Origin of the sequence: Streptomyces sp. NBC_01006 (assembly GCF_045162725.1) — a bacterium.
In the GTDB taxonomy this organism is placed as follows: domain Bacteria; phylum Actinomycetota; class Actinomycetes; order Streptomycetales; family Streptomycetaceae; genus Streptomyces.
In genome coordinates, this window is record NZ_CP108700.1 from 5,238,445 (window position 1) to 5,264,617 (window position 26,173).

The 26,173-nt window shown below is 71.7% G+C and carries 23 protein-coding genes; 6 read left to right on the forward strand and 17 right to left on the reverse strand.

The features are described from left to right. Positions 1–54: 54 nt before the first annotated feature. Both OG509_RS24140 and OG509_RS24145 read right to left on the reverse strand, forming a co-directional pair. Positions 55–594: an alkyl hydroperoxide reductase gene (locus tag OG509_RS24140; RefSeq protein ID WP_406184569.1), complete on the reverse strand. Its 540-nt coding sequence runs from the start codon at positions 592–594 to the stop codon at positions 55–57. 3 nt (positions 595–597) lie between these two features. Then, entirely contained in the window at positions 598–1,152 is a 555-nt protein-coding gene (locus tag OG509_RS24145) for a peroxiredoxin (RefSeq protein ID WP_030159560.1), read from the reverse strand. Between the two features lie 247 nt (positions 1,153–1,399). Here OG509_RS24145 and OG509_RS24150 point away from each other — a divergent pair, with 247 nt between their 5' ends. Further along, positions 1,400–2,347: a hydrogen peroxide-inducible genes activator gene (locus OG509_RS24150; protein ID WP_406184571.1), complete on the forward strand. Its 948-nt coding sequence runs from the start codon at positions 1,400–1,402 to the stop codon at positions 2,345–2,347. A 66-nt stretch (positions 2,348–2,413) separates the two neighbouring features. On the opposite strand, the gene OG509_RS24155 is transcribed toward OG509_RS24150, so the two are convergent. From OG509_RS24155 to OG509_RS24175, 5 genes are all read right to left on the reverse strand, one after another. After that, positions 2,414–4,771, reverse strand: a complete 2,358-nt coding sequence (locus OG509_RS24155; RefSeq protein ID WP_406184573.1) for an FtsX-like permease family protein — start codon at positions 4,769–4,771, stop codon at positions 2,414–2,416. After that, on the reverse strand, positions 4,768–5,463 hold the full coding sequence (locus OG509_RS24160; protein ID WP_406184575.1) for an ABC transporter ATP-binding protein: 696 nt from the start codon (positions 5,461–5,463) through the stop codon (positions 4,768–4,770). Before OG509_RS24160 ends, OG509_RS24155 begins: the two co-directional genes overlap by 4 nt. Further along, positions 5,460–5,984 (reverse strand): PadR family transcriptional regulator, encoded by a 525-nt coding sequence (locus OG509_RS24165; RefSeq protein WP_406184577.1) that lies wholly within the window; start codon positions 5,982–5,984, stop codon positions 5,460–5,462. The genes OG509_RS24160 and OG509_RS24165 overlap by 4 nt, the downstream gene beginning before the upstream one ends. Positions 5,985–6,091: 107 nt before the next feature. Then, positions 6,092–6,367: a hypothetical protein gene (locus OG509_RS24170; protein ID WP_385580035.1), complete on the reverse strand. Its 276-nt coding sequence runs from the start codon at positions 6,365–6,367 to the stop codon at positions 6,092–6,094. Beyond that, the gene (locus tag OG509_RS24175; protein ID WP_406184579.1) at positions 6,364–7,272 is read right to left on the reverse strand and encodes an SPFH domain-containing protein; all 909 of its coding nucleotides are present in this window, start codon (positions 7,270–7,272) and stop codon (positions 6,364–6,366) included. Before OG509_RS24175 ends, OG509_RS24170 begins: the two co-directional genes overlap by 4 nt. Positions 7,273–7,505: 233 nt before the next feature. Between OG509_RS24175 and OG509_RS24180 the strand changes: the two genes are divergently transcribed. Then, positions 7,506–9,746, forward strand: a complete 2,241-nt coding sequence (locus OG509_RS24180; RefSeq protein ID WP_406184581.1) for a transglycosylase domain-containing protein — start codon at positions 7,506–7,508, stop codon at positions 9,744–9,746. Between the two features lie 95 nt (positions 9,747–9,841). Here the strand turns inward: OG509_RS24180 and OG509_RS24185 are convergent, their stop codons facing one another. From OG509_RS24185 to OG509_RS24195, 3 genes are all read right to left on the reverse strand, one after another. Next, positions 9,842–12,292, reverse strand: coding sequence for a SpoIIE family protein phosphatase (locus OG509_RS24185; protein ID WP_406184582.1), 2,451 nt, complete (start codon positions 12,290–12,292; stop codon positions 9,842–9,844). Positions 12,293–12,544: 252 nt separating this feature from the next. Further along, the gene (locus tag OG509_RS24190; RefSeq protein WP_406184583.1) at positions 12,545–13,240 is read right to left on the reverse strand and encodes a DUF402 domain-containing protein; all 696 of its coding nucleotides are present in this window, start codon (positions 13,238–13,240) and stop codon (positions 12,545–12,547) included. Positions 13,241–13,343: 103 nt separating this feature from the next. After that, positions 13,344–14,747 carry a class II fumarate hydratase gene (locus tag OG509_RS24195; protein ID WP_406184585.1) on the reverse strand — a complete coding sequence of 468 codons (1,404 nt, stop codon included), beginning with the start codon at positions 14,745–14,747 and terminating at the stop codon, positions 13,344–13,346. Positions 14,748–14,852: 105 nt separating this feature from the next. Between OG509_RS24195 and OG509_RS24200 the strand changes: the two genes are divergently transcribed. Continuing rightward, positions 14,853–16,382 (forward strand): ricin-type beta-trefoil lectin domain protein, encoded by a 1,530-nt coding sequence (locus OG509_RS24200; protein ID WP_406184586.1) that lies wholly within the window; start codon positions 14,853–14,855, stop codon positions 16,380–16,382. A gap of 71 nt (positions 16,383–16,453) precedes the next feature. On the opposite strand, the gene OG509_RS24205 is transcribed toward OG509_RS24200, so the two are convergent. Together OG509_RS24205 and OG509_RS24210 are read right to left on the reverse strand one after the other, a co-directional pair. Further along, a complete protein-coding gene (locus tag OG509_RS24205; protein WP_406184587.1) occupies positions 16,454–17,224 on the reverse strand; it encodes a glycerophosphodiester phosphodiesterase in 771 nt (256 codons plus the stop codon). A 175-nt stretch (positions 17,225–17,399) separates the two neighbouring features. After that, the gene (locus OG509_RS24210) at positions 17,400–19,067 is read right to left on the reverse strand and encodes a fumarate hydratase (protein ID WP_406184589.1); all 1,668 of its coding nucleotides are present in this window, start codon (positions 19,065–19,067) and stop codon (positions 17,400–17,402) included. Between the two features lie 160 nt (positions 19,068–19,227). On the opposite strand from OG509_RS24210, the gene OG509_RS24215 reads away from it, so the two are divergent. After that, positions 19,228–19,911 carry a DUF1707 domain-containing protein gene (locus OG509_RS24215; protein WP_406184591.1) on the forward strand — a complete coding sequence of 228 codons (684 nt, stop codon included), beginning with the start codon at positions 19,228–19,230 and terminating at the stop codon, positions 19,909–19,911. A 207-nt stretch (positions 19,912–20,118) separates the two neighbouring features. Continuing rightward, positions 20,119–20,517, forward strand: a complete 399-nt coding sequence (locus tag OG509_RS24220; RefSeq protein WP_390786554.1) for a WhiB family transcriptional regulator — start codon at positions 20,119–20,121, stop codon at positions 20,515–20,517. Between the two features lie 104 nt (positions 20,518–20,621). Here the strand turns inward: OG509_RS24220 and glpX are convergent, their stop codons facing one another. After that, positions 20,622–21,653, reverse strand: a complete 1,032-nt coding sequence (gene glpX / locus OG509_RS24225) for a class II fructose-bisphosphatase (protein ID WP_030159594.1) — start codon at positions 21,651–21,653, stop codon at positions 20,622–20,624. Positions 21,654–21,877: 224 nt separating this feature from the next. On the opposite strand from glpX, the gene OG509_RS24230 reads away from it, so the two are divergent. Then, positions 21,878–22,405, forward strand: coding sequence for a DUF4245 domain-containing protein (locus tag OG509_RS24230; RefSeq protein ID WP_387282146.1), 528 nt, complete (start codon positions 21,878–21,880; stop codon positions 22,403–22,405). Positions 22,406–22,484: 79 nt separating this feature from the next. On the opposite strand, the gene OG509_RS24235 is transcribed toward OG509_RS24230, so the two are convergent. From OG509_RS24235 to OG509_RS24250, 4 genes are all read right to left on the reverse strand, one after another. After that, complete coding sequence (locus OG509_RS24235; RefSeq protein ID WP_406184592.1) at positions 22,485–23,075, reverse strand: malonic semialdehyde reductase; 591 nt, start codon at positions 23,073–23,075, stop codon at positions 22,485–22,487. A gap of 119 nt (positions 23,076–23,194) precedes the next feature. Then, positions 23,195–23,431 carry an exodeoxyribonuclease VII small subunit gene (locus OG509_RS24240; RefSeq protein WP_406184593.1) on the reverse strand — a complete coding sequence of 79 codons (237 nt, stop codon included), beginning with the start codon at positions 23,429–23,431 and terminating at the stop codon, positions 23,195–23,197. A 61-nt stretch (positions 23,432–23,492) separates the two neighbouring features. Next, complete coding sequence (gene xseA / locus OG509_RS24245) at positions 23,493–24,713, reverse strand: exodeoxyribonuclease VII large subunit (protein WP_406184594.1); 1,221 nt, start codon at positions 24,711–24,713, stop codon at positions 23,493–23,495. A gap of 45 nt (positions 24,714–24,758) precedes the next feature. After that, complete coding sequence (locus OG509_RS24250) at positions 24,759–26,141, reverse strand: APC family permease (RefSeq protein ID WP_406184596.1); 1,383 nt, start codon at positions 26,139–26,141, stop codon at positions 24,759–24,761. Positions 26,142–26,173: the final 32 nt, after the last annotated feature.

The following is a 26,173-nucleotide window of genomic DNA, read 5'->3' on the forward strand; positions in this document are numbered from 1 at the left end:
CGCGGCCGGGAGCGGCTGCGGGGGTCCTGTCGTTCGGGCGTACGGCCGTGCGTACTACTCGGCGGCGAGGGCGGCCTCGGCGTCGAGGGTGACCGCGACGGCCTGGATCACCGAGGCGATCTTGAAGGCCTCCTGGATCGTCTCGCGGTCGACGCCGGCCTTGCGCAGGACCTGCTCGTGCGAGTCCAGGCACTGGCCGCAGCCGTTGATCGCGGAGACGGCGAGCGACCACAGCTCGAAGTCGACCTTCTCCACGCCCGGGTTGCCGATGACGTTCATCCGCAGGCCCGCCCGCAGCGTGCCGTACTCCGGGTCGGAGAGCAGGTGGCGGGTGCGGTAGAAGACGTTGTTCATCGCCATGATCGCGGCCGCGGACTTGGCGGCGGTGTACGCCTCCGGCGACAGGGCCGCCTTCGCCTCCGGCTCCAGCTCACGCAGGACGCGCGGGGAGCGGGCGGCGATCGCGCAGGACAGGATGGTGCCCCACAGCTGCTGCTGCGAGAGGGTGTCCTGGTTGCCGACGACCGAGCCGAGGTTCAGCTTCAGGTCCTTGGCGAAGTCCGGTATGGCGGACTTGAGGGAGTCGAGGGACATCCGTCACTCACCGGCCAGCAGCGCGCCGGCGTCCAGGGTGCCCTCGCCCTTGTTCCAGTTGCAGGGGCACAGCTCGTCGGTCTGCAGGGCGTCGAGGACCCGCAGGACCTCCTTGGGGTTACGGCCCACGGAACCGGCGGTCACCATCGTGAACTGGATCTCGTTGTTCTGGTCGACGATGAACACGGCGCGCTGCGCGAAGCCGTCCTCGCCCTGCACGCCACAGGCCTGCATGAGCTCGTGCTTGGAGTCGGCCAGCATCGGGAAGGGCAGGTCACGCAGGTCGGCGTGGTCCTTGCGCCAGGCGTGGTGGACGAACTCGGAGTCGCCGGAGACGCCGAGGATCTGGGCGTCGCGGTCCTGGAACTCCTCGTTCAGCTTGCCGAAGGCGGCGATCTCGGTCGGGCAGACGAAGGTGAAGTCCTTCGGCCAGAAGAACACCACGCGCCACTTGCCCTCGTAGGTCTTGTGGTCGATCTGGGCGAACTCGCTGCCGGCTTCGAGCGAGACGCAAGCGGTCAGATCGTAGGTGGGGAACTTGTCACCGACAGTGAGCACGTGCTCTCCTTGCGAGACGGGAAAGTGGCCCTTTTGGGGGCTTTCCCTGAGGGGTTGGACGGTCTCACATGCTGGCACAAGCAGCATTGATCACGGAAATCGCAAACGGTGGTCGCGCTGATCAGGCTTGCCTATCAATGCACCCGTACGGGCAAAGAGCGACGCAGAGTGATCGGTTCGGTGACAGCTACGTGCAGGGTCGGGTGCCACGGCTAATCTGGTGGTGGGTGATCGGAGGTACCTATCAGTGGCGCTGGGCAACAGGGGAGCGAAGCAGGCGACGCTCGCGCAGCTGCGCGCGTTCGCGGCCGTCGCCGAACACCTGCACTTCCGGGACGCCGCCGCGGCGATCGGCATGAGCCAGCCCGCGCTCTCCGGCGCCGTCTCCGCGCTGGAGGAGGCCCTCGGCGTCCAGCTGCTGGAGCGCACCACCCGCAAGGTGCTGCTCTCCCCGGCGGGCGAGCGGATCGCGGCCCGCGCCCGGACGGTACTCGACGCCATGGGCGGGCTGCTGGAAGAGGCCGAGGCCGTACGGGCCCCCTTCACCGGGATCCTGCGGCTCGGGGTGATCCCCACGGTGGCCCCGTACCTGCTGCCGACCGTGCTCGGGCTGTTCCACCGCCGCTATCCCCGGATGGACCTCCAGGTGCACGAGGAGCAGACCTCCTCGCTGCTGGAGGGGCTGGCCGGCGGGCGGCTCGACCTGCTACTGCTCGCGGTGCCGCTCGGCGTTCCCGGGGTCACCGAACTGCCCGTCTTCGACGAGGACTTCGTCCTCCTCGCGCCCCGGGAGCACCCGCTCGCCGGGCGTCGGGACATCCCGCGCGAGGAACTGCTGGGCCTGCAGCTGCTGTTGCTCGACGAGGGGCACTGCCTGCGTGACCAGGCCCTGGACATCTGCCGCGAGGCGGGCCGGCCAGACGGGGCGGCCGTCACCACCACCGCCGCCGGGCTGTCCACCCTCGTACAGCTGGTCGCCGGGGGACTGGGCGTGACCCTGTTGCCGCGCACCGCGCTGCGGCTGGAGACCGCCCGCAACGAGTACCTGGCCACCGGGTACTTCGCCGAGCCCGCGCCCTCGCGGCGGATCGCGCTGGCCATGCGGACGGGGACGGCCCGCCAGGAGGAGTTCCGGGCCATCGCGGGCGCCCTGCGCGAAGCAGTACGCCCGCTCCCGGTGTGGCCGGCCGAATAGCAGGGCGGGCGTACAGGGGCGGGCGTACGGGAGCGGGCGTACGTACGGACTCGCGCGCGCTCGGCGCTACTCCGTGCGCAGGCCGTCCGGACGCATCAGCCGCAGCAGTGGCGGCAGGCTGAGCAGGGTCACCGTGACGGCCACCCCCGCGCCGATGCCGATCATCGAGGCGACCGAGGTCCAGTCGATGCGCACCGGGACGGCGGCCATCCGCATCAGCACCGTGCCCAAGGTCAGCCCGACCAGGGTGGCGAGTCCCAGGCCCAGGCCGATCGGGATGGCGGTCTGCCACAGCACCGACAGGCTGAGCGTGGAGCGCTTCGTACCGAAGGCGACCAGCGAGGCCAGCAGCTTCTTGCGGTCTCGCAACTGCTCCAGCTGCGAGACCAGCAGGCTCGCGCCGATCAGCGTCAGCACGCAGGTGGCCCCGACGAACAGGCCGGTCCGGATGGAGGCGAAGCGGTCGTCGGTGGCGGTCGACTGCAGGGTCATGGGCACGGCCAGCGCGTCCGCCTTGTACGACGCGGTCCGCACCCGCTCGATCGCGTCGGGCGACTCCGGGTCGAGCTTGACGTAGATCTGCGAGGACTGGAAGTCGCCGAGGCCCTCGGGGGCGGCCGCGGGGGTGACGAGCAGACCGCTGCGCAGGGTGCCGTTCGGGTCCTTGCGGGGGGTCACCGTCGGCGCGCCGGCGGGCACGGTCCACGGGACGGCCGCCGGGCCGTCGTTGCCGTAGACGTTCCCGGCGAACAGCTTCTCGCCGGCACGGGTGGCGACGCTGTCGAACCGGTCGCGGTCGGCGGACGGGGGCAGCACGAAGACGTCGCCGTCCTTGCAGGAGGGCAGGGCGCCCAGCTCGGCGAGGGCGGAGCAGCTTCCGATGGTGAGCTGGACCGACAGGCCGTCGGCGGTCCGGGTCGGCGAGGCCGAGGTGGTGCGCAGCGGGAGGACCTTCGTGACGCCCTCGGTGGCGGCGATCTTCCCGGCGAGGGCGTCGACCCGCGCGGGCTCGCTGCTGCGGGTCAGGATCGAGACCGAGGCCCGCGTCGGGTCCTGGCCCGTCTGCGCGGTGTACGAGGCCGAGGTGGCGGCGAAGAGCATCTGGAGGGCGATCGCGCCGGCGACCGCGACCGCGATGCCGTTGACCAGGCGCGCGCCGGTTCCGCCGGCGATCTGGAGCCGCCGGACGGCCAGTTGCCAGGACACCGGTCCGGCGCCGCCGAGCCGGCCGACGCAGCGTTCGAGCACCCAGGGCAGCAGGGTGGTGACGCCGATCAGCAGCAGGACCACACCGGCGGAGACCTGGTACTGGTTGAACCGGCCGCCGTCGTTGCCGCGGCCCGTCATCGGGACCAGCAGGCCGACGCCGGCCAGCGGGAGCAGCAGGCGCCACCAGATCCGGCGCCGGCGCGGGGTGGCCGTACGGACCACGCCCAGCGGCTCGATGACCACGCCGCGCAGGGCGAACAGGGTCACGGCGACGGCCGCTGCGGGCACCGCGACGGCGACGAGGGCGGCCAGCCACGGGGCCGGGTTCAGATCGGCGGGGAAGACGCTGCGCTGGTACAGGGTGAGGGCCGGGGCGAGCTGCCGGGCGACGAGGAAGAAGCCCGTACCGAGGACCAGGCCGATCAGGGATCCGGCGACGGCCTCGCCCGCGGCGATCCGGCGGACCATCCGGGCGTCGGCGCCGACCAGGCGCAGGGCGGCGAGCCGGCGGTCGCGGCGGTCGCCGCCGAAGCGGACGGCGGCCGCGATGAACACGGCGACCGGCATCAGCAGGGCGACGAAGACCAGCACCACGAGCAGGGCGAGGACGGGGTCGAGGGGCCGCTTCTGCTGCTCCTCGCCGAAACCGGTGACCCGGTTGACGTACGGAGCGGTGGCGGCGTCGGCGGCGTACTGCGCGAGCCGGTCGGTGCCCGCGTAGAAGTAGAGGTCGCCGGGGCCGACCAGGCCCGCGTCGCCGATGACCGAGACGATGCGCCCGTCGAGGCGTTCGCGCAGGAGCTTGCCCCCGGAGGTCTTCATCAGCTCGTCGAGGGCGGGGGAGACGGCCAGTTCGCCCGGACCGGGGTACTTCTTCAGTCCGGGTGGCAGGGGGGCGGAGGCGCCCTCGGGCTGCACGAGCAGGCCGTCGACCCCGTACGAGCGGTACGACTGGTCCGCACCGGCGGTGAGCACGGTGTCGGGGCCGGGCCGGCCGGTCTCGCGGGAGGAGTTCACCGAGCGGGCCGCGCCGCGGTCCTCGCGGGCGGACAGGGCGCTGGGCACCGCGCTGGTGATCAGCAGCAGCGCGACGCCGAGGCCGACGCCCATGCCGGTGAGGAGGGTGCGGGTCCAGCCCTCGCGGCCGCCGCCGAAGGCGAAGCGGGCGCCGAGGCCGAGGTCGCGGGCCCGGACCCGGAGCATGCCCCGGCTCATACGGCCCGCTCCATGTCGCGGGACCTGCCGTCGCGTACGACGATCTCGCGGTCGGAGTACGCGGCCACGCGGGTCTCGTGCGTGACGAGGACGACGGCGGCGTTCGCGGACCGGGCGGCCTCGGTCAGCAGCTGCATGACGAGCTCGCCGTTGAGGGAGTCGAGGGCGCCGGTGGGCTCGTCGGCGAAGAGGACGCGCGGGCCGGTGACGAGGGCGCGGGCGACGGCGACGCGCTGGCCCTGGCCGCCGGAGACCTCGCCGGGGCGCTTGCGGCCGAGTTCGGCGACCTCCAGGCGGGCCATCCACTCCAGGGCGGTGTGCTCGGCCTGCTTGCGCTTGACGCCGGTCAGGCGCAGCGGCAGGGCGACGTTCTCGACGCAGGTCAGCTCGGGGACGAGCTGGCCGAACTGGAACACGAAGCCGAACTCGCTGCGGCGCAGCGCGCTGCGCTCGGCGTCGTTCATGGCGGACAGTTCACGGCCGGCGTACGTGATGGTGCCGGAGTCGGGCGGGACGATCCCGGCGAGGCAGTGCAGGAGCGTCGACTTGCCGGATCCCGAGGGGCCCATGACGGCGACGACCTCGCCGGGGTGGATGGAGAAGTCCGCGCCGTCGAGCGCGGCGGTGGACCCGTACGTCTTGCGCAGGTCCGTGGCGGAGAGCAGGGTGCCGGCCGGGGGCGCGGGGCTCATCGGCGGACCTCCCGGGCGAGCTGGTCGAGGCGGGCGGCGGCGAGTTCCAGCCATCGCAGATCCGCTTCGAGGTGGAACAGGGCGTGGTCGCAGACGAGTTGGTCGGCGAGGTCGCCCTTGCGCTTGCGCTGGGTCAGGATGCGCATGAGCCGCAGGTGCTCGGACCGCTGGGTGTCCAGCAGGTCGGCGGCGCTGCGGCCGGTGAGCAGGGCGAGGACGACCTTGGTGTAGAGGGTCGACTGGAGGTACGGCTCGGGCTTCTCGGGCTGGGCGAGCCAGCCGTCGACGTCGGTGATGCCGGCGTCGGTGATGGCGTACCGCTTGCGGTCGGGACCGCCGCCGCTCTCTATCCCCTCGACCTCGACGAGGCCGTTCTTCAGGAGACGGGACATGGTCGAGTAGACCTGGCCGTAGGCGAGGGGCCGGTCGTGGCCGAACTTCTCGTCGAAGGCGCGCTTGAGGTCGTAACCGTGGCGTGGACCGGCCTCCAGGAGGCCGAGGAGCGTGTGACCGATGGACATGCCGAGGACTATACATCCGGTGTATACGCTCGATGTATACCCAGGGTGTAGAGAGGACTTTCGGCCTGCCTCATCGGTCACGCGCCGGGACTTCGGTCCTGATCCGCTCAGGCGTCGGGCGGGACGCGGGGGCGGCCGCGCGGCGGGATCGGGGCCGCGCCGCCCGGGAGGCGGCCGGCTTCGGACAGGGCCCGCCGCAGCAGGAACTCGATCTGCGCGTTGGCGCTGCGCAGCTCCTCGCCCGCCCAGCGGGCGAGGGCGTCGTACACCTGCGGGTCGAGCCGCAGCAGCACCTGCTTGCGCGCCTGCCGCCCGGCCCGTGCGGGCGGCCGCTCCCGGCCCTCGCCCGCCTCGGGCTCCTGCGGCTCGCCGGCGGGGCTCACTGGTAGAGCGTGCCCGTGTTGACGACCGGCTGGGCGGCCCGGTCGCCGCACAGGACCACCATCAGGTTCGACACCATGGCGGCCTTGCGCTCCGGGTCCAGGTCCACGATGTCCTGCTCCGCCAGTCGGGTCAGGGCCAGTTCGACCATGCCCACCGCCCCTTCCACGATCTGCTTGCGGGCCGCCACGACCGCGCCCGCCTGCTGGCGCTGGAGCATCGCGGAGGCGATCTCCGGAGCGTACGCGAGATGCGTGAACCGGGACTCGATGATCCGGACGCCGGCCGCCTCCACCCGGGCGTGCAGTTCGAGCGCCAGCTTCTCGGTGATCTCTTCGGCGTTGCCGCGCAGCGACAGCCCGCCCTCGTCGTGCGCGTCGTACGGGTACTCGATCGCGATGTGCCGGACCGCCGCCTCGGTCTGGGTCTCGACGAACTGCGTGAAGTCCTCCACCTCGAACTTCGCCCGCGCGGTGTCCTCGACCCGCCACACCACGACGGCCGCCAGCTCTATCGGGTTGCCGTAGGCGTCGTTGACCTTCAGGACGGCCGTCTCGTGGTTGCGGACCCGGGTGGAGATCTTCTCCCGCGAGGTGAACGGGTTGACCCAGCGCAGGCCGTCGGTACGGATCGTCCCCCGGTACCGGCCGAACAGCTGGACCACGCGGGCCTCGCCCGGAGCCACCATGTTCAGCCCGCCCATCGCGCACGCCGAGGCGGCGATCAGGAGGATGCCGAGCACGATCAGGGACACGTGCGCCGCCGAGCCCTCGGCGGCCGCGCCGAGGGCGATCAGGGCGGCGCCGGCCGCAGCCCCCAACAGCCCCAGCAGCAGGGCCAGTCCGCCGCCCAGGCTGCGTGCCGTGAACTCCCGTACGTCTCCGGCCATGGCCGTCGCGTTCGTCATGATCTGCCCCCATTGGTTCGGTCGCGGCCGGTCGAGCCGCTTAGCAAAGTGATATCACTTTTTGAGGCCGCCGCAACCCTGCGGGCTTGTCGCGCGTCGGTTCCATTGATGTGGGTGCTGATTCTCACGTCCGAATTGACCGGTATTGGTCATGGTTGGCCAACCTTTGTCACAACCTGCGGTGTTAGCTTTCTGAGCTGACGTCGGGGGGGTAATCGAGCGGAGCGGGAGCGATGGGCCGAGCAGAAGCGCGTAAGGCGCAGCAGCGCAGTGCGCGACGGGCGCCGCGCGGAAGCGCCACCGGGAAGGGGCGTGCCGGCAAGCGGACCGGCATACGTCGCTTCTTCACATGGAAGAAGATCCTCGGGGCCTTCTTCGGGATCATCCTGCTCGGGATGGGCGCACTCGTCGCCCTCTACTTCTACGTGGAAGAGCCCGACCCGAACGCCGACGCCATCAAGCAGAGCAACGTCTACAAGTACGCGGACGGCTCGATCATGGCGCGCGACGGCAAGATGAACCGCGAGATCGTGCCGCTCAGCCGGGTCCCCAAGGACGTCAAGACCGGCTTCATCGCCATCGAGAACAAGTCCTTCTACAAGGACCAGGGCGTCGACTTCCTCGGCATCGCCCGTGGCCTGTTCAACACGGCCACCGGCAAGGGCAAGGCCGGCGGTTCGACGATCACCCAGCAGTACGTCAAGAACTTCTACCTGAACCAGGACCAGACGGCGACCCGCAAGCTCAAGGAGCTCGTGATCTCCCTCAAGGTCGACCGGCGCATGGAGAAGGACGACATCCTTGAGGGGTATCTGAACACCAGCTACTTCGGGCGCGGCGCGTACGGCATCCAGGCCGCCGCCCAGGCCTACTACGGCGTCGACGTCGACAAGCTGACCCTGGAGCAGGGCGCGTACCTCGCGGCCGTCCTCCAGGCGCCCAGCGACTACGACCTGGCGACCGCGGGCCCGAACGGCACGCGGCTGGTCAAGATCCGCTTCAACGGCGTGCTCGACAACATGGTCGAGATGAAGGAGCTGGACCCCGCCAAGCGCAAGGAACTCCAGCTTCCGATGCCGATCAAGCCCAAGGCCGCCCCCGGCATGGAGGGCCAGAAGGGCTACCTGAAGCAGGCCGCGGACGCGGAACTGCGCCGGCAGACCGGCATGAACAGCCAGATGCTGCAGGCCGGTGGCTGGGAGATCACCCTCAACATCGACCCCAAGAAGCAGGCCGCGCTGGAGAAGGCCGTCCAGGACGAGCTGGAGGCCAAGCTCGACCGCAAGGACCGCCCCGTCGACGCGAGCGTGCAGGCCGGCGCCACCTCCGTGGACCCAAAGACCGGCGCGGTCGTCGCGATGTACGGCGGCACCGGGCTCTCCGACCACTGGGCGAGCAACGCACTGCGCCAGGACTTCCAGCCCGGCTCGACCTTCAAGCCGGTCGTGCTCGCCTCCGCACTGGAGCACAAGTCCACGACGCACGACGGCAAGCCGATCACCCCCAACGCCCTCTACGACGGCACCAGCAAGCGCCCGGTCGTCGGCAGTGACACCCCGTTCGCCCCGCAGAACCAGGACAACGCGAACTACGGCGACCCCTTCCTCACCGTCCAGGCGGCCACCAACTCCTCCGTGAACTCGGTGTACGCCCAGATGATCGTGGACGTGGGCCCGCCGAACGTGAAGAAGACGGCGCTGGAGCTCGGGATGAAGGACCGCGAGGGCTGGCCGGCAGACAAGCCGGCCATGTCGCTCGGGACCATGAGCGCCAACACCCTGGAGATGGCCGGCGTCTACGCCACCTTCGACAACCACGGCAAGAGGGTCACCCCGACGCTCATCAAGAGCGCCAAGCACGCCACCCGCGAGTTCAAGCCGGTCGAGTCCGTGGGCTCCCAGGCCATCACCCGCGAGACCGCCGACACGGTGACCAAGGTCCTCACCGGCGTCGTCCAGGACGGCTCCGGCAAGGCCGTGAAGAGCTCCGCCTACGAGGCGGCCGGCAAGACCGGTACCACCGAGTCCAACGTGGCCGCCTGGTTCACCGCGTACACACCGGAACTCGTCACCGTCGTCGCGATGTTCGGCGAAGAGCCCGGCACGGCCAAGCAGGTCACCCTGACCGGTACCGCGGGCGGTGGCCGAGCGGGTGGTTCCAGCTTCCCGGCCGAGATCTGGAAGGCGTACACGCTGGCCGCGCTCAAGGGCGTGGACACCGGCGAGTTCGACCTCTCCGAGGCGAAGATGGGCGCCTCGCAGGCGCCGACCCGCAGCAGCTCCCCGTCCTCGTCGAGCTCCTCGTCCGCCAGCACGCCGTCGGCGCCCGTATCGCCGTCGCAGAACACCCCGGACCCCGGCAAGAGTTCGCCGAACCCGACCAAGAGCACGACCAAGAGCCCGGACCCGACCAAGAGTCCGGACCCGACGAAGAGCCCGGACCCGACGAAGAGCCCGCCGATCACGATCCCGTAGCGCGCCCGTAGCGCCCGTACGGGCCTGTGAACACACCGCCGCCCCGCAGCATCCATGCTGCGGGGCGGCGGTGTGTGTTTCGTGAGCGGGCCCGGTCAGCGCCGGTCCTGCGCCCCCGGCAACGGGAGCTCGAACCAGACCACCTTCCCGCTGCTCAGCCGGGTCGCGCCCCAGCGGCGGGCCATCCGGTTGACCAGGAACAGCCCGCGGCCGCCCTCGTCGGTGTCCCGGGCCCGGCGCTGGCGCGGCAGCTGCGGGGAGTCGTCGCCGACCTCGCAGCGCAGTACGTCCGTCCGCAGCAGACGCAGGGTCACGGGCCGCTCGGCGTACCGCACGGCGTTCGTGACCACCTCGCTGACCAGCAGTTCGAGGGAGTCCTGGAGCTCCTCCAGGCCCCACCGGGTCAGCGCGCGGCGGGCGAACCGGCGGGCGCGGCCCGGAGCGGTCTCCTCCGGGTCCAGGAACCAGTACGCGACGTCGCTGGGCGCGATCCCGTCGAAGCGGGCGGCGAGCAGCGCGATGTCGTCGTCCCGGTCGCCCGGCCCGAGCATGTCCAGGACGTCGTCGCAGAGCGCCTCCAGCGGCGGCGGGTGGTCCAGCCCGGTCAGCTGGGCGGTGGTGGCCAGACGCTCGCGCAGCTGCTCGATGCCGGTCCACACGTCGCGCAGCCGGGATTCGACCAGCCCGTCGGTGTACAGCAGCAGGGTGGCCCCGGCGGGCGCGTCCAGCTCCACGGCCTCGAAGTCCACGCCGCCGACGCCGATGGGCGCGCCGGGGGGTACGCGGAGCACCTCGGCACGGCCGCCGAGGTGCAGGAGCACGGGCGGCGGGTGGCCTGCGTTGGCGATGGTGATCCGGTGCGAGACGGGGTCGTAGACCGCGTACAGGCAGGTGGCCATCCGGTCGGAGCCGAGCCGCTGCGCCTGCTCGTCCAGGTGGTGCAGGACCTCGGCGGGCGGCAGGTCCAGTTGCGCCAGGGTCTGGGCGGTGGTGCGGAGCTGGCCCATGATCGCGGCGGAGGTCATGGAGTGGCCCATGACGTCGCCGACGACGAGCGCGACGCGGCTGCCGGGCAGCGGTATCGCGTCGTACCAGTCGCCGCCGACCCGGGCCGTCTCGGCGGCGGGCAGGTAGCGGGAGGCGAGCCGGACCCCGGTGGGCTGGGGGAGGCTGTCGGGCAGCATGGTGCGCTGGAGCTCGTCGGCGATGTACGCCTCGCGGCCGTACAGGACCGCCTTGTCGATGCCGAGCGCGGTGTGCGTGGCCAGCTGGGCGGCGACCAGGAGGTCGTTCTGCTCGAACGCGGGCCGTTCGGGGCTGCGCAGGAACACCGCCGAGCCGATCACGCGGCGGCGGCCGCGCAGCGGCGCGAGGATGGCCCGCTGGCCGCGCGGTACGGGGTGCTCCGAGCCGAGCAGCTCCGGCAGGGCGTCCTTGGCCCCGGCGGCGGACCCGAACACGGGGCGGACGCCGCGCAGCACCTCGGCGAGGGCCCCGCCGGGGCGGATCTCGCAGAGCTCGGCCGCGGGCAGGTCACCCTGCGGGCCGACCAGCGGCAGCTGGCTGAAGTCGAGCTCGCCGGCGGCCCCCGCGGCCCCGGGAGCCCCTGCGGCCCCCGCGGAATCGGGTCCCGTCAGATCGTCGATCGGCCGGAGCCGGTCGGTGCGGCGCAGCCTTAAAACGACCGGGCCGACGGGACGTTCGTCGCCCACGGGGAGGGGGTCGCGCAGGTAGACGAGGATGGCGTCCGAGAAGGTGGGCACGGTGGCCCGGCACAGGCCGAGGACGATCTCGTCGAGGTCGATGCCGCGGGCGATCCGCCGGGTCGCGGCCCCGACGAACCGCAGCCGGTCACCCTCCCGCCGGGCCACCCCGCCGTCGGCCCCTTGCAGGCCCCCGCCGACCGCACCGTCCGGCGTACCGGCGCCCTGGACGTGCACCTGCGCATGCGCCGCACCACCCTGGCCGCCGAGCGCGTCCGCGCCCTGGCTCTCGCCGGCTCCGGCGCTCTGCCCGGCCGGCTCTACGTCTGCGTCCGCGCCTTCGCGGGGGCGGGAGGCGTCCGGTATCGGCGCCGGGCGGTCCTGCGCCCCTCCGCGGGCCTCGTGGGCCCGGGCGGCGGACTGGCCGGCCGGGTCCTCGCCGTGCGCGGCGTTCCGTGCCGCCTCGCCGTCGCGCCGCCGGGACCCGCCCGCCGCCGCGGCGTCGCGTACGGCGCCCCGGGCCGACTCGGCGCCCTGGCCGCGGCGGCCGGCCGCGCCCGATGCCGCCGTGCCCCGGGCGCGGCCGCGCGCCGGGCGGGGCGTGCCGTCCTGTGGGGCGGGTACGCCCTCGCCGCGCGGGCGTGGGACGTCCGAGCGGACGGGGTCGTCGCCGGGCGCGGCCGAGCCGCGTACGGCCTCGGCCGCGGGGACGGGGGCCTTGCCGTGGCCCAGCTCGTCCGGACAACCGCCGGGGACGGCGGGCATGCCGGGGCCGCCCGGGGCCGGTGTCGCGGCGGCCGCGGCAGGCTGCGGGCCCTCCTGCGAGGTGGGGTACTCCGTCACGCGTGGAATTCCGTCCGTTTGCGCTCGATGTGCGCTGCACTCAACTCGGTCAGTCGCGGTATACCCGCTCAGCGGCGGGGACACCACCGCCCCGCGGTTCCGCGTCCCGCTCGTTACCTCTCGCTCTGCGTTGACCTCCGGTCAAGTCCCGCGTACGGCACGACATTTACGGATTCGGGGCCCAGCGCGCCTCCCGCGCGCGACCTGCGGAGGGAGATCTTACGGTTGAACCCCGGGGGCGCATCAAGGGTCTCATGAGGTCATATGCGCCGGGGTGCGGTCCCAGTCCTCGGGAAGGGCCGGAACTCCCCAGGCGGGATCCGGCCGCCAGTCCTGCCAGCCGTCGGAGAACGGCGCCCCCCAGGCCTTGATCACGTCCACCGCCGCCCGCCCCGCGGCCTGCACCTGGCGGGCCTGTTCCGCGTCCATCAGACCGGCCCGCTGGGCCTGCGCGAACTCGTCCTCGTCGCGCCACTTCCACGTACGGTCGGGGTAGACCGAGATGTCCAGGAAGTGGTCCACGGAATCGACCCCGCCGGTCCACCGGGTCCGCGGCTCCTCAAGGTTCACGTACCAGCTCTTGAACCGCCAGCCGTGGTCCCAGAACAGCCATACCGACCACGGGTCCCCGGGCCGCGCCAGCTTCAGCACGCCGGCGCCGAACCAGCGCGACCGTGCGGTGGTGCGCGGCGCGGTGTACCGGGTGGCGAGCGGCTCCTCGTGGACGGAGGTGCCGTCGGCCAGCACCGGCTTGACGCACTCGGTGCCGGGGGCCATCCACACCGCCAGCAGGTCGGGGGTGTCCTGCACCACCGTCACCGGGCGGCAGATGTGGACCGCGCCCTTCAGGCCCGGGGCGTGATCGCGGTAGCGCCAGAGGATCTGCTCACCCGGCCGCCAGCGGGTGCCCTGTGCGTCGCCGCCCCCGCGGCCTGCGGTACCTGTCATGCGCAGATCTTAGGGCGGGGGCCCCCGCGCCCGCTGCGGTGCAGGTCACGGAGGTGCGCGGGGACGGGAAACGACCGGATCCGGCCCTCCTCCTGTGACGTTTTCAGGGCCGGGTCATCCGCAGGACGTCGAGAGCCTCGTCCAGCTGTTCCAGCGTCAGGTCGCCGCGGTCGACGTACCCGGACTCCAGCACGACCTCCCTGATCGTCTTCCGTTCGGCGAGCGCCTTCTTGGCGACCTTGGCCGCCTCCTCGTAGCCGATGTACCGGTTCAGCGGGGTCACCACGGAGGGGGAGGACTCGGCGAACTCCCTGGCCCGCGCCACGTTCGCGGTGATCCCGTCCACCGTGCGGTCGGCCAGCAGGCGACTCGCGTTGCCGAGCAGCCGGATCGATTCCAGCAGGTTCTTGGCCATCACGGGGAGCATCACATTGAGCTCGAAATTGCCGGCCGCGCCCGCCACGGCGACGGTCGTGTCGTTCCCGGTCACCTGTGCGGCGACCATGAGTACGGCCTCCGGGATCACCGGATTGACCTTCCCGGGCATGATCGAGGAGCCCGGCTGGAGATCGGGCAGATTGATTTCGGCCAATCCCGTGCGCGGTCCCGAGGCCATCCAGCGCAGATCGTTGGAAATCTTGGTCAGGGAGACGGCGATCGTACGGAGCATCCCCGAGGTCTCCACCAGCGCGTCCCGCGCCCCCTGGGCCTCGAAGTGGTTGCGGGCCTCGGTCAGCGGCAGCCCGGTCGCGGCGGCCACCTCGGCGATCACGGCCGCGGAGAACCCGGGCGGCGTGTTGATCCCGGTGCCCACCGCGGTCCCGCCCAGCGGCAGTTCGGCGAGCCGGGGCAGGGCCGCGCGCAGCCGCTCGACGCCGTAGCGCACCTGGGCGGCGTACCCGCCGAACTCCTGGCCCAAGGTCACCGGGGTGGCGTCCATCAGGTGCGTCCGGCCCGCCTTGACCACCTCCGCGAACTCGGCGGCCTTGCGCTCCAGGGTGGCGGCGAGGTGCTCCAGGGCCGGGATCAGCTCGCGGGTGACGGCGGCGGTCGCGGCGATGTGGATGGACGACGGAAACACGTCGTTGGAGCTCTGCGAGGCGTTGACGTGGTCGTTGGGGTGGACCTCGCGGCCGAGCCGCTCGCCGGCCAGGGTCGCGATGACCTCGTTGGTGTTCATGTTGGACGAGGTGCCGGACCCGGTCTGGAACACGTCGACGGGGAAGTGCTCGTCCCAGCGGCCCTCGGCCACCTCGGAGGCGGCGGACCGGATCGCGTCGGCGACGTCCTCGTCCACCACCCCCAGCTTCGCGTTCACCGCGGCGGCCGCGGCCTTGACGAGGGCGAGCGCCTCGATGTGGGCGCGCTCCAGGCGCTGCCCGGAGACGGGGAAGTTCTCCACCGCGCGCTGGGTCTGAGCTCGCCATTTGGCGTGCGCGGGGACCCGTACCTCGCCCATCGAGTCGTGCTCGATCCGGTAGGCGTCCTGATTCTGATCGTCGGTCATGTTCGTTGCCTCCTCAAAAAGTTGAGCAATTGTCTTGTTCGAAGTGTTCCCAAGTCCCCTACCGGCCAGTAAATACCGTGGGTAACACCGACAGGGGAGACGTTCATGACACGTGTACGTACGAGACCCAGGCTCAGATCTACCTTCGCCGCCGTCGCGGCGATCGCGGCCGCCCTCGGGGGCGTCACCGCCATCACCCCCATGGCCCAGGCGGCGACCACCCCCGCGGCGGCCGCCACCCCGCTCTCGCCCGAGCTGGAGGCCGTCCGCGCGGCGGAGGCCGTCAAGATCTACGGCGACCCGGCGATCCGTCCGCTGAACGAGCGCAAGACCGGCCTGATCTCGCTCGGCGACAGCGAGATTTCGGGCGAGGGCGTGGGCAACTACGACCCGGCGACCAACACCCCGAACAACCAGTGCCACCGCTCGCCGGACTCCGCGATCCACCGCACCGGCATCCCGGCCGACCTGACCTTCAACGTCGCCTGCTCCGGCGGCTACACCGGCAACATCCGGATCGGCGGCAGCAAGCAGTACGCCGACGAGCTCGTGCAGAGCGACAGCCTGGCCATCAAGGCCCGCAACACGAAGATCAAGATGGTGCTGCTGGTCGCCGGAGCCAACGACGACCTCCAGTTCGGCCCGGTCATGACCGACTGCGTGACCCGCTGGGTGCTCAGCCAGGGCACCTGCGAGCCCAAGTACGGGCCGGGCTGGCAGGCGCGCGTGGACGGTCTGAAGCCCAAGGTCGAGGCGACGGTCGCCGACCTCAGGACCGTCATGCGCGACGCGGGCTACGCCGACTCCGACTACAAGCTCGTCGTGATGGGCTACCCCAGCCCCATCGGCCCCGACTTCTACGACAACCCGAACTTCCCCGGCAAGCTCCCCGGAGGCTGTGCCGGCTACGACTCCGACGCCGCCTGGGGCCGCAACTACGCGGTGCCCACCTTCGAGAAGGGCATGCGCGCGGCGGCGCTGGCCTCGGGGGCCACGTACCTGGACAACTCGCGGCTCTTCCAGGGCCACGAGGTCTGCATGGAGGACACCTGGGCCCGCGGCCTCTACCTGGACCTCGGGGACCACTTCCCGTGGGACGAGAACACCGCCCGCCAGTCCTTCCACCCCAACTACCGGGGCCACGGCGCGTTCGCGTCCTGCCTGACCCAGCTCTACGACTCGGGCCTGCGCGAGGCCTCCTGCGCCGACCCGGCGAGCACCGGAACGCCCGTCCTGCAGGCCGGGGCCTGGGACTCCCTCTACGCGCCGCTGAAGAACGAGGCGACCGGCAACTGCCTCGACGCGAAGGGCGGATCCAGCGCGAACGAGACGGCCGTCCTGGGCTGGGACTGCCACGGCGGCCGCAACCAGGGCTGGTGGTACGACGCGGCCCGCAAGTCGGTCCACATCGAGCTGACCCACGACCGCTGCCTGGACGCCCCCGGCGCCAACTACGGCGCGGGCACCGGCCTGATCATCTGGAACTGCCACGGCGGCGCGAACCAGAGCTGGGTCCGCGACGGCGCCACCCTCCGCCCCGCGGCCGCCCCGGGCATGTGCCTGACCGTGGCCGCCGCCCACGACCAGCTGCGCCTGCAGACCTGCAACGGCTCGGCGACGCAGCGCTTCGCGTAATCCCGCCCCGCAGCACCCGCACCCCCACACCCGGCCGGCACACCCACCCGGCCGGGTGTTCTCGTCCGGGCTCACAACTGCCGCAGATACTCGCGAACTTCCCGGGGCCGGTTGGTGATGAGCGTGTCCACACCCAGGCGGACGCAGAGCTCCACGTCCTCCGGCTCGTCGACCGTCCAGACGCGTACCCGCAGCCCCTTGGCCTTCAGGCGCGCCACCAGACCCGGGTCCTTGCGCAGCAGATCGATGCCGGGCCCGGCATGCCCGGCGAACGGCGGCCGGGCGGGCCGCAGCCGCCGCTCGATGAGGTACACGGCGGGCAGGCCGGGAGCCAGCCGGTTCAGCCGGACCAGGGCGTTGCGGGAGAAGCTCATGACCTCGACCCGGCCGTCGGAGCCGTCGGCGAGCCCGTGCTCCTTGAGGACCCGTACGAGCTCGGCCTCCAGGCGCCCGCCGGCGCGGGTGGGGTGCTTGGTCTCCACGGCCAGTCCGACGGGCCGGTCGGCGGACAGCGCCTCCTTGAGCAGGTCCTCGAAGAGCAGCACCTGCGCCCCGCGGTGCACCTCGCCCTTCCAGCCGCCGAAGTCGAGCCCGGCCAGCTCCTCGTACGTCATGGCGGAGACGACCCCGCGCCCGTCGGAGGTCCGTTCCACCCGCCGGTCGTGCACGCACACGAGCCGCCCGTCGGCACTCAGCCGCACATCGCACTCCAGTGCGTCGGCGCCGTCGTCGATGGCCTGCCGATAGGCCTCGATGGTGTGCTCGGGGTGGTCGTGAGAAGCCCCGCGATGGGCGATGACCCGCACATCGCGGGCGGCGCGGAGGGAGGACGGCTCAGTCATGCCCCAGACGTTATCCGGATGCGGTGACCGGCCCGGTACGGGACCCCGCACCGATGGCTGAACAGTTCACGACACCGCACTGCGAGCCCTGCCCCGAGTGCCGGTTCGAGGCGGGTTGCACTGGAGAGAGCCCCCGGCGGGTGCCAGGGGCTCTCCGTGGGTGATGCGGCCGGGATCAGCCGAGGCCGGGGCCGCGGACCGGGATGCTGGTGAAGGTCGGGGCCGGGGCCGGGTTCTGGAAGAAGTCGTTGCCCTTGTCGTCCACGACGATGAACGCCGGGAAGTCCTCGACCTCGATCTTCCAGACCGCCTCCATGCCGAGCTCCTCGTACTCCAGGACCTCGACCTTCTTGATGCAGTCCTGGGCCAGGCGCGCCGCCGGGCCGCCGATCGAGCCGAGGTAGAAGCCGCCGTGCGTGCCGCACGCGTCCGTCACCTGCTGCGAGCGGTTGCCCTTGGCCAGCATGACCTTGGAGCCGCCCGCCGCCTGGAACTGCTCGACGTACGAGTCCATCCGGCCGGCCGTGGTCGGGCCGAAGGAGCCCGAGGCGTAGCCCTCGGGGGTCTTCGCCGGGCCGGCGTAGTAGACCGGGTGGTCCTTCAGGTACTGCGGCATCTCCGCGCCCGAGTCCAGCAGCTCCTTGATCTTGGCGTGCGCGATGTCGCGCGCCACGACCAGCGGGCCGGTCAGGGAGAGGCGGGTCTTCACCGGGTGCTGGGTGAGCGTGGCGAGGATGTCTGCCATCGGCTGGTTCAGGTCGATCGACACCACGTCCGACGAGTCGTTCAGGTGCTCGTCCGTCGTCTCCGGCAGGAAGCGGGCCGGGTCGCGCTCCAGCTGCTCCAGGAAGACGCCCTCCGCGGTGATCTTCGCGGTCGCCTGGCGGTCCGCCGAGCAGGACACGGCGATCGCGACCGGCAGCGACGCGCCGTGGCGCGGGAGCCGCACGACGCGCACGTCGTGGCAGAAGTACTTGCCGCCGAACTGCGCGCCGATGCCGATCTTCTGGGTGAGTTCGAAGACCTGCTGTTCGAGGTCGACATCGCGGAAGCCGTGGCCCAGGGGGGAGCCTTCCGTGGGGAGCTCGTCCAGGTAGTGGGCCGAGGCGTACTTCGCCGTCTTGAGCGCGTGCTCCGCCGAGGTGCCGCCGACCACGATCGCCAGGTGGTAGGGCGGGCAGGCCGCCGTACCGAGGGAGCGGATCTTCTCCTCCAGGAACTTCATCATGGAGGCCTCGTTGAGGACCGCCTTCGTCTCCTGGTAGAGGAAGGACTTGTTGGCCGAGCCGCCGCCCTTGGCCATGAAGAGGAACTTGTACGCGCCGCCGTCGGTCGCGTACAGCTCGATCTGCGCGGGCAGGTTCGAGCCGGTGTTCTTCTCCTCCCACATGGTGAGCGGGGCCATCTGCGAGTAGCGCAGGTTCAGCTGCGTGTACGCGTCGTAGATGCCGCGCGAGAGGGCCGCCTCGTCTCCGCCCTCCGTCAGCACGTTCTGGCCGCGCTTGCCCATCACGATCGCCGTGCCCGTGTCCTGGCACATCGGCAGGACGCCGGCCGCCGCGATGTTCGCGTTCTTGAGCAGGTCGAGCGCGACGAACTTGTCGTTCGACGAGGCCTCGGGGTCGTCGATGATCCGGCGCAGCTGCGCGAGGTGCGCGGGGCGCAGGAAGTGCTGGATGTCGTGGATGGCCTCTTCGGCGAGCTTGCGCAGCGCCTCGGGCTCGACCTTGAGGAACGTACGGCCGTCGGCCTCGAAGGTCGAGACGCCCTCCGAGGTCACCAGCCGGTAGGGGGTGGTGTCCTCGCCCAGGGGCAGCAGGTCGGTGTACGCAAACTCTGGCATGACGGCAGTCATTCCTCACTCGGCAGACGGCGCTGGCGACCATTTGGCAGCGCGGCTATCCAGCGTAGGACCTCCGTGCCGGGCCGTGTCTGTGAGGTAAGGCTCACTGTCAACTGCGGACGACTATCGCGATCTATCGCGTATCGCTATGCTGGCTGACGTGGACCTGGAAAAGAAGCCTGCCGCGCCTGCCGCTGCCCCCGCCGAACTGCGGGCCTCCGATGCCGATCGCGACCGGATCGCGCACATCCTGGCCGACGCCCTCGCCGAGGGCCGGCTGACCGCCGACGAGCACTCCGAGCGGCTGGATTCGCTGTACGCCGTGAAGACCGTCGGGGAGCTGGAGGTGCTGGTACGGGACCTCCCTGCGCCCGGCGGCCCGGCCGCGGCGGCGCCCGCGTACGGACAGCATCCGGCCCCGGGTCCGGCCGCCGCCGGCCAGGCCGCGGTCTCGGAGACCGTGGTCGCGGTGTGCAGCAGTTCCACCCGCAAGGGCCGCTGGCGGCCCGGCGCGCACACCCGTGTGGTCTGTGTCCTCGGCGACGTCACCATCGACCTCACCGAGGCCGTCTTCGAGCAGCAGGTCACCGAGATCGACGTGACGAGCGTGCTGGGCAACGTCGAGATCACGGTCCCGGAGAACGTGACGCTCCGCGGCTACGGCAGCGGGGTCCTCGGCAACTTCGAGGTGCACGGCGAGGGCCGCGCCGACACCACCGACCCGAGCGCCCCGGTCGTGATCATCCGCGGCTTCGCCCTGCTGGGCAACATCGAGGCCCGGCCCAAGCTCGGCGCCCGCCTGGTCGACCTGGCCCTGAAGCTGCGCAAGCGCCTCCAGGGGTAGTCGGGGCCCGGGGGCCCCGCCGCCCGGAGCGGCTGTGACGGAATCCGGCCGGCGTGCGCGGGCACGTGACGGCATATGCAGGCGTCGCGTTTCGGTCGAACTTCGGCGGGGCGGCGCCCTTGCCCCACGCAGTGCATAGGGGCGCGCACAGCGGGTAGGGACAGGTGCATCGTCTCTCGCTTGCGTATACGTCGTCAGGAGTAGGCCGTGCCGCATCCGCCGCATCAGTCCCTGCAGGTAGCCGCCGTACCGAGCCTTCAGGCGCGTCCGGCCGCCGTACCGAAGCCGCGGGTGCCGGCGAGGGAAGATGACGGCCCATGGCACGCGGAGGCGGTGTGCCGCCGGGACGAGGCGGGGCTGTTCTTCGCCCCCTCCAAGGAACCGACGGCTGCCCGGCTCTCCCGCGAGGAGGCCGCGAAGCGGGTCTGCGCGCGCTGCCCCGTGATGGTCGCCTGCCGCGAGCACGCACTGCTCCAGCCCGAGCCGTACGGGGTGTGGGGCGGGCTCACCGCGGCCGAGCGCCGCGTGGTGCTGGCCCGCCGCAGGCGCCGGGCGGCCGAACTGCGCCAGGCGCAGGGGGCCGGGCCGATAGCCGCCGCGGGCTGAGCCCCGTACGTACGCAAGCGAGAGGGGCGCCACCGCCGCACGCGGTGGCGCCCCTCTCGCTGCCGGGGACCGCCTGAAGGCCTGCCCTGAAGGCCTGCCCGCTCCTACTGGGCGCGGTCGAAGTCGATCGCGCTGTACGCGCGCAGCTTCGACAGGCGGTGCGTCGAGTCGATCTGCCGGATCGTGCCCGACTTCGAGCGCATGACCAGCGAGGACGTGGTCGCGGTCTCCGAGCGGTAGTGGACGCCGCGCAGCAGCTCGCCGTCCGTGATGCCGGTGGCGACGAAGAAGACGTTGTCGCCGGAGACCAGGTCGTTGGTGTGCAGGACCCGGTCCAGGTCGTGGCCCGCGTCGATGGCCTTCTGGCGCTCGGCCTCGTCCTTCGGCCACAGCTTGCCCTGGATCGTGCCGCCGAGGCACTTGATGGCGCAGGCCGAGATGATGCCCTCGGGGGTGCCGCCGATGCCGAGGAGCAGGTCCACGCCGGTGCCCTCGCGCACCGCCATGACCGAGCCCGCGACGTCGCCGTCCGAGATGAACTTGATCCGGGCGCCCGTCTCGCGGATCTCCTTGACGATGCCCTCGTGGCGGGGGCGGTCCAGGATGATCACCGTGACGTCCTCGACGGCCATGTTCTTGGCCTTGGCGACGCGGCGGATGTTGACGGAGACCGGCGCGTTGATGTCGACGAAGTCGGCGGCCTCGGGGCCGGTGACCAGCTTCTCCATGTAGAAGACCGCGGACGGGTCGAACATGGTGCCGCGGTCGGCGGCGGCCAGGACGGCGATGGCGTTCGGCATGCCCTTGGCGTTCAGCGTCGTGCCGTCGATCGGGTCGACCGCGATGTCCACCTCGGCGCCGGTGCCGTCGCCGACCCGCTCGCCGTTGAACAGCATCGGGGCTTCGTCCTTCTCGCCCTCGCCGATGACGACGACGCCGTTCATCGAGACGGTGGAGATCAGGGTTCGCATCGCGTTGACCGCGGCGCCGTCGGCGCCGAGCTTGTCGCCGCGCCCGACCCACCGGCCCGCGGCCATGGCGGCGGCCTCGGTCACCCGGACGAGTTCCAGGGCGAGGTTGCGGTCGGGGGCCTCCGGAGAGACTTCGAGCTGGGGCGGCAGGTTGTGCTCGGTCATCGGAGCGCACCTTTCTGTACGGCGACGGCCGGGAAGTGAGGGTGCTGGAACTCTATCGGTACGTCGACAAATTGAGCAGACCGGGTCACGTATGAGCGCCGTATCGGTCAGACGTTTGGCGTGAGCGGACATCTTGCGGAACATCTCGCGGGCCCGTGCGGGCGCCGCGCCGACCCCGGCGGAGATCACTCCCGGTCATGGGGGACGATGGTGGCGTGGCAGGTATGAAGGGCAAGCAGACGGTCTGGGACATGGTCCGGTCGCTGGCGGTGATCGGTATCGTCGTCGCGGGCATCTACATCTTCGTCCCACATGACGAGAAGGCCGATCCGACACACGTGGTCGACTACCGGGTGGAGACGATCACCGCGCGGCGCGCGGCGCCGTATCCGGTGGCAGCGCCGGTGGGGCTCCCGGCGCAGTGGCGCGCGACCTCGGTGACGTACGACCGCAAGGCCGCGAACGCCTGGCACCTGGGCTTCCTGGACCCGAAGGGGCAGTACGTCGCGATCGAGCAGTCCAGCGACGCCTCGGCCAAGCACCTGGCGGGCGTCACCCAGAACGCGAAGGCCACCGGGCAGACGCAGCAGATCGGCGACCTGGTCTGGGAGCGCTGGGAGGGCGAGAAGTACGACGCCCTCGTACGGCAGGAGCAGGGGTACGCGACGGTGGTGACCGGCACGGCCTCGTTCGAGGACCTGGGCGCGATGGTGGCGGCGCTGGAGTTCAAGCAGGGCGCCGCGCAGCAGTAAGCAGCAGTGGTCCGAATGACATGCGAGAAGGCCGCTCCCCGGGATACCGGGGAGCGGCCTTCTCGCATGTCATTCGGACTCAGACGGTGGTGATGACCTCGTCGAAGCCCAGGCGCGGGGAGCGGTCGAACCAGGCGTCCTCGCCCGGCTTGCCGATGTTGACGACCATGATCGGGGTGTGGTCGGCGTCCAGGAACTCCTTCTGGATGCCGGCGAGGTCCGCGCCGGTCATCGGGCCCGCGGCCAGGCCGGCGGCGCGGACGCCCACGATGAAGTACGCGGCCTGAAGGGCGCCGTTCACCAGGGCGGACTGCTCACGCACCGGGCGCTCGGAGAAGAACATGTCCTTGGCCGGCGGGAAGTGCGGCAGCAGGCGCGGCAGCTCCTCGTGGAACTCGTTGTCCGCGGAGAGGATCGCGACGAGCGGCGCGGCGGCGGTCTTGGCCTGGTTGCCCTCGGCCATGTGCTTCACCAGGCGCTCGCGGGCCTCGGGGGAACGGACCAGGGTGATGCGCAGCGGGGTGCCGTTGAAGGCGGTGGGGCCGAACTTCACCAGGTCGTAGATCGCCTGGACCTGCTCCTCGGTCACCGGCTCGTCGGAGAACGAGTTGGCGGTGCGGGCCTCGCGGAACAGCAGGTCCTGAGCGGCGGAGTCGAGAACGAGAGACATCGGAAAGCCTTCTTCCATACATGCGGGGGGTGAAGCGATGCCTCGACTCTAAGCCGGAAGTTGTAGAACTTTCAACTAAATCGGCTTGAGAATGACTCACGTCACGTTTGGCCCGCCGCTCAGGCGTCCCCCTCGTCACCCCCGCCGGCCCCCGCTTCGCGGGCCGCCAGTGCCGAGTCGAGTCGGGCACGGGCGCCTTCCAGCCAGTGCCGGCAGACCTGTGCGAGTTCTTCGCCGCGCTCCCAGAGCGCGAGGGAGTCCTCCAGTGACGTGCCGCCGGCCTCCAGCTTGCGGACGACCTCGATGAGCTCGTCCCGGGCCTGCTCGTACCCCAACGAGGTATTGGTTTCCGTCATTCCCGTTCCGCCTTATGTGTGCAGTGCATCGAATATGTTCCGGGTGCTCGGGCCGGCCGGCTCACTCGGCGCCCGGCCCCGCCACCCGTACGGAGAACTCACCCTCCGCCACCCGCGCCCGCAGCACCTCGTCCCCCGAGACCTCCTCCGGCGAGCGCACCACGTGCCCGTCCGCCCGCTGGAGTACGGCGTACCCGCGCTCCAGCGTCGCCGCCGGGGACAGCGCCACCACCCGGGCCAGGGTGTGCGCCAGCTCCGAATCGGCCCGGTCCAGCAGGTGCCCCAGCGTCCGCCGGGTGCGCCCCAGCAGGGCCTCCAGCTCGGCCTCGCGGGTCTCCACCATCCGCTGCGGATGGACGAAGACCGGCCGGGCCAGCGCGTGCGCGAGCCCCCGCTCCTCCCGGTCGAGCAGCCCGCGCACCGCCCGGAGCCCCCGGCCCTGGAGCTGGCGTACCCGCTCCAGCTCCTCGCCCACGTCCGGGACCACCTTCTTCGCCGCGTCCGTGGGCGTGGAGGCCCGCAGGTCCGCGACGAGGTCCAGCAGCGGGGAGTCCGGCTCGTGCCCGATCGCCGAGACCACGGGCGTACGGGCCGCCGCGACCGTCCGTACGACCTCCTCGTCGGAGAACGGCAGCAGGTCCTCCACGCTGCCGCCGCCGCGGGCCACGATGATCACGTCGACCTCGTCCAGGGCGTCGAGCTCCTTGACCGCCCGGATCACCTGGGGCACCGCGTTCACCCCCTGGACCGCCACGTTCCGGACCTCGAAGCGGACCGCGGGCCAGCGCCGCCGGGCGTTCTCCAGTACGTCGCGCTCGGCCGCCGAGGCCCGCCCGACCACCAGCCCGATCAGCTGCGGCAGGAAGGGCAGCGGCTTCTTGCGATCCAGCGCGAACAGGCCCTCGGAGGCGAGCGAGCGCTTGAGCTTCTCCAGCCGCGCGAGCAGCTCGCCGATGCCGACGGGCCGTATCTCGGTCGCCCGCAGCGACAGCTGCCCGCGCGGGGCGTACCACTCCGGCTTGGCCAGGACGACGACCCGCGCGCCCTCCGTCACCGCGTCCGCGACCTCGTCGAAGACCTGGCGGTAGCAGGTGACGCTGAGCGAGATGTCGTGCGAGGGGTCGCGCAGCGTCAGGAAGACCACCCCCGCCCCCGGCCGCCGCGAGAGCTGCGTGATCTGCCCCTCCACCCACACCTGGCCCAGCCGGTCGATCCAGCCCCCGATGAGCCGGGACACCTGGCCGACCGGCAGCGGCGCGTCAGCCGACGTATTCAGACCCATGTACGCAGGCTATCCGCCCGCGCCGACAGCCACACTGACGCCGTCTCAGGGGCCGTCGGTGGTGTCGGGATCCGGCCGGTCGCGGCGGGTCCCCTGGACGACGAGGACCGCCAGGCCCGCCGCCAGCCAGACCGCGCCGACCAGCTGCGCCGTCCAGGCCGCCTCGACGATCACCGCGATCGTCACCGCCGCGCCCAGCACCGGCATCAGCAGGTGCTTCCACCAGATCGGCGCGCCCGCCCCGCGCTGCACCACGAACCAGCCGACCACCGAGGCGTGCAGCAGCGTGAACGCCACCAGCGCGCCCACGTCCACCACCGAGACCAGCTGGTCGAGCCCTTCGTCGCGGCGGGCCGCCCACACCGCCGCGACCAGCGTGATCGTCGCCGCCGCCAGCAGCGCCGGCCGCGGGGTCCCGTCCCAGGTGCGCGCCAGCGCCCCCGGCAACCGCCGCTCGCGGGCCATCGCGAACACCAGCCGGCCCGCCGCCGCCTGCCCCGCCAGCGCCGCGAACGCAGCCCCGATCGCCTTGCTGACGGCGACCAGGTCGTGCAGCCAGGTCCCGACCGAGGACTCCACCGCGGTGTAGAACGCCGGGCCCTGCTGCCCCGGATCGGCCGCCAGCTGCGCCGAGGACACCGGCATCAGCAGCGCCGCCAGGTAGCTCTGCACGACGAACAGCACCCCGGCCAGCGCCAGGCAGAACAGCACCGCCCGCGCCACCCGCGCCGAGCCCCCCGTCACCTCCTCCGCGAAGGAGGCGATCGCGTCGAAGCCGAGGTACGACAGGACCGCCACCGACACCGCGCCCAGGACCGCCGCCGGGGAGAAGCCCAGCGCGCCGTCCCCGGTCAGCGGCGACAGCCAGCCGCGCTGCGCCCCGCCCTGGACCAGTACCGTCACCGCGGTCACCACGAAGACCAGCAGCACCACGATCTCCATCGCCAGCACCGCGAAGCCCACGCGCGCGGCCGCCCGTACGCCCCACAGGTTCAGCGCGGTGGTCACCAGCACCGCCAGCGCCGTCCACACCCACCGCGAGACCTCCGGGACCAGCGCGTTCATCGCGATGCCGGAGAAGAGGTAGGCGACCGCCGGGATCAGCAGGTAGTCGAGCATCGCCATCCAGCCGGCGATCAGCCCGGCGCCCTCGCCGAGCCCCTTGCGGGCGTACGTGAAGACCGAGCCGGCCTGCGGGGCCACCTGGACCATCTGCGCGTACGAGAAGGCCGTGAAGGCCATCGCGACCGTCGCGCAGAGGTAGACGAGCGCGACGGCGCCCTGCGATTTCGCGTCGAGCGTGCCGAAGACCCCGACCGGGGCCATGGGGGCGATGAACAGGAGCCCGTACACGACCAGGTCCCGGAATCCGAGGCTCCGGCGGAGGGCCGCCCTCGGCGCCGTACCGGGGTCCGTCACGGACGCCATCATTCCTCCGAGGGGCGGTCGGTTCGTACGTT